Raw genomic sequence first — 7,276 nt, 5'->3', positions numbered from 1 at the left:
GGAGGTCGGCGCCGTTGCGGAGGTCGGCGCCGTTGCGCGGGTCGGCTCCGTTGCGGGGCGCGGCGAACGAGCCGGTCCGCGGCTCCACCGCGGCGAACGACCCGGAGGTCGGCTCGACCGGCGCGAAACCACCCGTGCGCGGCTCGCTGCCGTTGCGGTGCTCGCTGCCGTTGCGGCGGTCGGGGTTGCTCAGCGGCTCGAAGGAGCCGGTCCGCGAGCCGTCGTAGCCGTTGCGGTAGGCATCCTCGGGCTCGTCGTGGTCGAACGAGCTGTGCGCCGGGCGGGACACCGTCGGGTGCGCGCCGGACGGGTGCCCGTTGGCCGGCCGCCCGTTGACCAGGAACGGCCCGTCGGCCCGGTGGCCGTTGTGCGGCGTGGCGGGGAACGAACCGGTAGACCCCATGGCCGGGAACGAGCCCGTCGAGCCGACCGCAGGGAACGACCCGGTCGTCGACGGCGGGAACGCGGGCAGCGCCGACGCCGACGGGCCGACGAGCTCGACCTCGCCCGGCTCCGGCAGCGAGTCGCGCAGCGCGGTCGCGAGGATGAAGACGTTCGGCGCGGCGCCCCGCGGCACGGCCAGGTAGGCCCGCTTGCGGGCGTCGACGGGGAGCTTCTCCAGCACATCGGCCATCGTGTGACCCGGGGGCGGCAGCTCGGCCGCGTTCGGGGCGCCCACGACGACGGCGCAGCGGTTGACGTCGACCGGCAGCCCGCGGATCCAGTCGGCGGGGTCGGTCAGGTGCTCCGGGCGGATCCACAGACCGGCCTGGATGACCTCGAGGACCCAGCCGCTGCCGAGCGTGAACGTGGCCGCACCCGCCGGCGTGTCGAGCACGTCGGGGCACGGGTTGACCCAGTCGACCGGCCGCGGCGCACCGGTGCGCGGCGCGTGCCACAGCTCCCGGGCGAACGTCCGCCAGCGCGGCAGACCCTTCTGGTCGATCGTGACGACGGCACGCTGCCCGGCCGGTGCGCACAGCGGGAGCCCGGTGCGCACGTGCACGGCCCGGCCCAGCACGTCGGCGACGACCGGCCCGACGGGCCCGTCGAGGAGCGGACGCTGCCCGTAGGGCGTGAAGACGCACTTGTCGGCGGCGAGCGCCGGGATGACCGAGACGGCCTGGATGAGCTCGTCGCGGTGCAACGGCTCCTCACCGGGGTGCGACAGGATCATCGAGGGGTGCGAGTGGTCGGTCGGCACCGAATACGCGAGGTCGGTGACGCTGCCGACGCGCCGGCGGTGCAGCCACAGCCCCGCGGGGATCTGGTCCAGGACCAGGTCGCCGGGCAGCTCGGGCACCTCGCCGAGGTCGGCCTCCCAGTGCGGCGCCGGGAACCGCCAGCCGACCCGGGTCGGCTGCGCGCCGGCCCGGAACCGCCAGAACCCGCCAGGGCGGTGCTCGCCACGCCCGATCGGCGCGAACAGCGACCCGCCCGGCACGCCGAGCAGCGGCCCGGCGGCGGCGATGACGTCGATCCCGAGCCGCATCGCGATCATGTGTGCCGCTGCGGGTCGCTCGTTGGTGGCGCAGGCGCCGTCCCAGGCGACGAACCGCATCGCGGTGAACCCTCGCGGGAGGCCGTTGGCGAGGACCTCAGCCAACTCCTCGACCATCGCGGGCTGGAGCTTGACGGTGTGCGAGCTGATGACCACCGCGCACTCGGTGGAGCCGTGCGGCGAGACGACCAGCGCCGCGGCGCCCGGGCTGGGCTCGTCGCCCGAGTGGACGACCGCCCCCGCGCCGAGCCAGGAGACCTTCATGCCGGGCCAGTGCCGCAGGCGGACCTGCATCGCGGTGCTCATGCGAACCTCGCACGATCTGCTACCCCGACGGGCAGCAATGCCGAGGTGCGCATCGCAGCCTGCTGGTCCGGCGCGCTTGCTGCAAGCGGGCAGCAGATAGTCAAGATCGCCCTCCGTCGGGTGTGCCACGAGCGGTGCGATGCGGAGGGGGTTCCGCACCGATCACCGCATGGCGGCTCTGGCGGATCGTACCGCGCTGAGTGACGGACGCAACCATCCTGTTTGTCGTCGGACCCGGCGGATATGGCCGACAGCCGGGTGGTTCCGGCCCGATTCACCCCTATTGATGACGAGTTTTCCGGAGAGTTGCGCATGTCAGCGGTCCCTACTCGACGGATACGTTCCGTGACCGCCACTGTCCTAGCGGTGATCGCCTCCGCCGCTGTTCGCACTGCCAGCAAAACCTCTCCAATCGGTCGACCCGGACGTGACCCATCGATGGGACCCAGTCCTGGATACCCGCTGATCGAGCCCCTGTCCTGTGTGCCACAGCCGGTCAATCCGCTCGACTTGACTGCGTACACCCACTCTGAACAGCCAAAACCCGTCCCGTCCAGCCCCGCGCCCGTGCCGTCCCGGGTGACGAAGTACACGTCCGCCTCCCATCTCGATCTTCACCACCCGCCGAATCGCGTTTACGCAACGACGACCGACGATGCCGCGACCCGTTCCGGAGGTGCTGTGGGTGACCCGCCCCTGGCCGGAAGTGCTCCCTGCTCCTCCTTGATCCACCGCATCGTGCAAGGTGCACGATCCGCCGCCGCCCGGGCCACCTGAGCGGCGGTAAGACTCCGTTTGCCATGACGTCGCCGGCCGTATACCCGCCGACCCCGCCGCCGAATTCCAGTCCGCCCGGCGGGTCGAGGGATAACGGGATCCGATGCGGTTTCCCGCCCCGGTTTCCGCCGCCGAGATGACTGATTCCCAGGCACGCCGGATCCCGAAACGGTCTCCTTCCGGACAATTCCGTGCGCGGGCGTGTCCCGCCCGTCCCGCTGCCCCCGGCGCTCCCGGCCGCTCCCGCCGGACCCGCCCCGCCGGCACACGCTCGGTGATCCATCCGCTCGCCCCGCGTCACGCCCGGCACCACCACAGCGTGAACCCGCCGGAAACGTGCCAACACAAAGATTTAACCGACCTCCCGCCGCCCCAACTCAACCCAAACCGCACCATCCACACTTTCCGGCCGCACCGACTACTCCGGCCAAGGGTCGTGTCCGCTGTGGTGGTGTGCGACCGGTCGGGTGCCTTGGACCACGAACGAGCCGCCGCATCCGCCGCCGCGTTTCGGTGAAAGCGTGAAACGCAGGAGGCGTCTCCAGGCCCCCACCCCTTCACGCTTTTCTGGCGGACGTCCGCACGACGTCCAGGGCCCTTCCGTCGACGCCAGCGCGGTGACCGTTCGCGACGTCCGACGCCCAGGCCGCCACCTGCCGCACGGCCGGACGAGCGGTCTTACGGACGGGCGGCGCGGTCGGATGTGCGTGATCGAAGTCGTGCACGGGCTGTGTGGACGGCCGGCCCGCGACTTCGATCACCAGGAAGATCTCCTCCCGGCGGAGAACAAGCGGGCGAAGACGTTGACCCGGACCTCGGCAACGCCGGATCGCACGCCGGACGTTGACCCGGACCTCGGCAACGCCGGATCACACGCCGGACGTTGACCCGGACCTCGGCAACGCCGGATCGCACGCCGGACGTTGACCCGGACCTCGGCAACGCCGGATCGCACGCCGGACGTGCGAGGGTCGTCGCCGGACTTCTCCACAACCGGAAGGATCCCAGGGCACCTGACCCCGGAAATGGTTCCGCTTGTCGCGCCATCCCGCTGGGACCCGGCACAGTTCGAAGTCGCGGCCCGGCCGTCCGGACGGGACACGGGACGACTTCGATCCAGCCGTGCGCGAGCACCACGACCGCGTCCGCGGGCCACAGCACGCAACGGTGGTGCAGCCGGAAGCGATTCCTTCAGGAAGCACGGCTCCAGGAAGCACGGGTCCGCCATCACTGCACAACCGCGGCTGCCCGAAGCGTGCAGGCAGGCGGCCCTGCACCACCGCAGCGGACACGACCTCTCGACCGCTCTTCTGCCCCGGCCCCGCTTCGTTGATCTTGCGACGAGATCGAAGCCGCCCCAGGGCTGTGCGGACGGCCATTTCGCGGCTTCGATCACCGGGAGCGCGGCCATGTGACAAGACGAGGCTGCCCGCATGGTGCGAGGACGAGGAGCCTGTCGACCTTGAGGGAACCCGCGGCGACTCCGTGGATCGTTGGTGCCAGGCCGGTGCTTCGCACACCGGTGGTGGGCGGTGCTGACCGGGCCGAACCCAGGTCTACTCGGTGCTGGTCAATGCCGCGGCGGGTGGCAGCGCGACAGCGGATGGCAGCACGGGCAGCCCGCCTGCGGGGGAGTGGGCAACGGGCTGCGGGGCCGCCGGGTTCGTGCCGGCCGCGGCCGGAGCAGCCGACATCGCGGTGGCCGCGGTGGCCGGTGGAGCGGTAGCCGCGGCGGCCGTGGCTGCGGAGGCCGCGGCAGCGGCGGCCGTGGCTGCGGGAGTGCTGGCCGTGGGCAGCGTGGGAGTGCTGGCCGTGGGCAGCGTGGGAGTGCTGGCCGTGGGCAGCGTGGGAGTGCTGGCTTCGGGCGGCGTGGGAGCGGATGGCGTGGGGGTGGGGTCGAGTGGGGTGCTGCCGCGGCGGAGGACGAGCAGGACGGCGGTGATCAGGAGGCCGACGGCGCCGACCGCGGCGAAGCCCCAGCCCGGCGAGCCGCGGTCGATGGCCCAGCCGGCGAGGGGGGAGCCGATCGCCAGGCCGACCGTCAGGGAGGAGCCGTGCCAGCCCATGGCCTCGCCGCGGGCCGCGGACGGGACGAGGCGGCTCACGAGGTCGGCGCTGGCGCTGAGGGTGGGGGCGCAGAGGGCACCGGCCGGCAGGAGGGCGATGAAGAGCAGCCACCAGCGGTCGCCGACGACGCCGATCGGGAGGGTGAAGAGGCTGAGGCCGCCGATCAGGGCGACGAGGGGCACGGCGCGGGTCAGCGCGCCATACACGAAGCCGCCGATCAGCGAATAGACGCCCCACGCGGCGAGCACACCGCCGACCAGCTGGACCTTGCCGGCCTCGCGGAGCATCGCGACGATGCCGAGGTCGGTGCCGGCGAGGACCATCGTGGTAGCGGCCGCGGCCGCGCAGACGGCCATGAAACGCGGGGTGAGCCAGTCGCGGCGGCGGACCGGGGCGGCGTCGTCCGCGGGCGCGGCCGGGTCGGCGGGGGCGTGGACCGGTGGGTTGGTCAGGAACAGGGCGAGGCCGGCGAGCACGAGGCAGCCGCCGATCGACCACATGGTGACCCGGCCGGACAGGGTGCTCATCAGCAGGACGGCAACGGGCGGCCCGGCCATGAACGACAGCTCGACCGACATCGAGTCCAGCGCGTAGGCCTGGCGGCGCTGCTCGGTGGGGACCAGGGCGGCGAGCGACTGGCGCACCACGGAGAACACCGGCAGCGAGAACACGCCGGCGACGAAGGCCCCGACGAGCAGCGCCGGATAGGACAGCGACGGCGCCACGGCCCAGAACAGCGCCTCGCAGGCGGTCGTGACGACCAGCATGGGGCGCAGGCCCTTACGATCGACCAGGCGGCCGTTGAGCGGGCCGCCGACGGCGGTGCCGACGGTCAGTGCGGCACCGACCAGGCCGGCGGCGCCCCAGCCGCGGTGGAGGTCCTGCGCCACGTGCAGCGTCATCGTGACCCCGATGGCGGTGATCGGGATGCGGGCCAGCAGCGCCAGCACCATGAGCGACCGCACGCCGGGGAGGGCGAGGACGTGACGGTACGGGTCGAGGCGCATGGGGCAATCATGTCGTGGGGGTACGACAAAAAACGAGCGAGTAACGCGTAACGCAGCACACGTCACGGGGAACCCGAGCTACGACCGGACAGTCCAACCGAGATGGAGACGAAGATGCAGCCGAGGACCCCGATCGCCCTCGCCGCCCTGCTCACGCTGGCCCTGGCGGGCTGCGCGGATGGCACGACGGACACCACGGCCGGCGCCAGCGGGACCCCGTCGTCGAGCAGCGCCACCGCGCCGACCGCGCCCAGCAGCCCGGTAACCAGCACCAGCGCCGCCCCGAACGTCGGTGACACGTTGCTGGTGTTCACCCGCACCGGCGGCCTGGCGGGCACGAACGACCGCCTGGTCGTGCGTCCGGACGGCGGGTGGACGCTGACGACCAAGAGCGGCTCGAAGGAGGGCAAGCTCACCGCCGCGGAGCTCGCCGCCCTCAAGAGCACCCTGGATCAGGTCGGGTTCTCGAAGCTGCCGAAGGTCAACGACAACAGCAACGTCGCGGACGGCTACACCTACAGCGTCAGCTACGGCGGCGACCAGGTCGTGGCGAAGGACGGCGCGGTGCCCGCCGCCCTCCAGCCGGTGATCAATACGTTGAACAGCCTGCTAAGCCGCTAGCAGCGCGTCGATGCGGGCGAGCTCGTCGGCGGACAGCGCGGGAGCGGACAGTGCACCGAGGTTCTGCTCCAGCTGCGTCACCGAGCTCGCCCCGATGATCAGCGAGGTGACCCGCGGGTCGCGCAGCGCCCACGCCAGGGCGAGCTGCGCAAGGCTCTGCCCCCGCTCGCGGGCCACCTCGTTCAGCGCCCCGATCGTCTGAAGGCGCGAGTCCGACAAGTCGCTTTCGTTCAGGAACCGGCTGGTCCGCACTCGTGAATCGTCCGGAATGCCGGAAAGATAGCGATCCGTCAGAAGCCCCTGCGCGAGCGGCGAGAACGGGATGCATCCGACCCCCTCCTCCGCCAGCACGTCCAGCAACCCGTCCTCGATCCAACGGTCGAACATCGAGTACCGCGGCTGATGGATGAGCAGCGGCGTGCCGAGCGACCGCAGGATCGCCGCCGCCGACGCGGTCTGCGAGGGCGTGTAGTTGGAGATGCCCACGTAGAGCGCCTTGCCGGCCCGCACGGCCCGGTCCAGCGCACCCATCGTCTCTTCGAGCGGGGTGTCCGGGTCGGGGCGGTGGGAGTAGAAGATGTCGACGTACTCGAGGCCCATCCGCTGCAGCGACTGGTCCAGCGATGCCGTCAGGTACTTGCGGGAGCCCCACTCGCCGTACGGGCCGTCCCACATGTCGTAGCCGGCCTTCGTGGAGATGACCAGCTCGTCCCGGTAGGGGCGGAGGTCCTCGGCGAGGATCCGGCCGAAGTTGAGCTCCGCCGAGCCGGGCGGGGGCCCGTAGTTGTTGGCCAGGTCGAAGTGCGTGACACCGAGGTCGAAGGCGCGACGCACGATCGCCTGCTGGGTCTCGTACGCGCGGGCGTGCCCGAAGTTGTGCCACAGGCCGAGCGAGATCGCCGGCAGTTTCAGCCCGCTGCGCCCGCTGCGCCGGTATTGCATGTCTTGGTATCGGCTCGAAGCCGCCTCATACGCCACGAACAGGATCTTAAGCTGG

Annotated in this window: 3 protein-coding genes and 1 pseudogene; 1 reads left to right on the top strand and 3 read right to left on the bottom strand. The window is 71.7% G+C overall.

The features are described from left to right. Both Dsi01nite_RS38690 and Dsi01nite_RS38685 read right to left on the bottom strand, forming a co-directional pair. Positions 1-1,807, bottom strand: a 1,807-nt coding sequence (locus Dsi01nite_RS38690; RefSeq protein WP_203851361.1) for a hypothetical protein, incomplete at its 3' end; no start/stop codon positions are given. A 2,621-nt stretch (positions 1,808-4,428) separates the two neighbouring features. Next, positions 4,429-5,658: pseudogene (locus Dsi01nite_RS38685) on the bottom strand (MFS transporter); the annotation flags it as partial. 114 nt (positions 5,659-5,772) lie between these two features. Between Dsi01nite_RS38685 and Dsi01nite_RS38680 the strand changes: the two are divergent. After that, positions 5,773-6,279: a hypothetical protein gene (locus tag Dsi01nite_RS38680; protein WP_203851359.1), complete on the top strand. Its 507-nt coding sequence runs from the start codon at positions 5,773-5,775 to the stop codon at positions 6,277-6,279. On the opposite strand, the gene mgrA is transcribed toward Dsi01nite_RS38680, so the two are convergent. Then, positions 6,268-7,263 (bottom strand): L-glyceraldehyde 3-phosphate reductase, encoded by a 996-nt coding sequence (gene mgrA, locus Dsi01nite_RS38675; RefSeq protein ID WP_373318926.1) that lies wholly within the window; start codon positions 7,261-7,263, stop codon positions 6,268-6,270. The two genes, Dsi01nite_RS38680 and mgrA, sit on opposite strands and share 12 nt — an antisense overlap. Positions 7,264-7,276: the final 13 nt, after the last annotated feature.

The sequence above is a fragment of the Dactylosporangium siamense genome (assembly GCF_016862795.1).
GTDB classification, from domain to species: Bacteria; Actinomycetota; Actinomycetes; order Mycobacteriales; family Micromonosporaceae; genus Dactylosporangium; species Dactylosporangium siamense.
The sequence above is the reverse complement of the archived record's forward strand: the minus strand, read 5'-3'. Positions and strand labels throughout refer to the sequence as shown.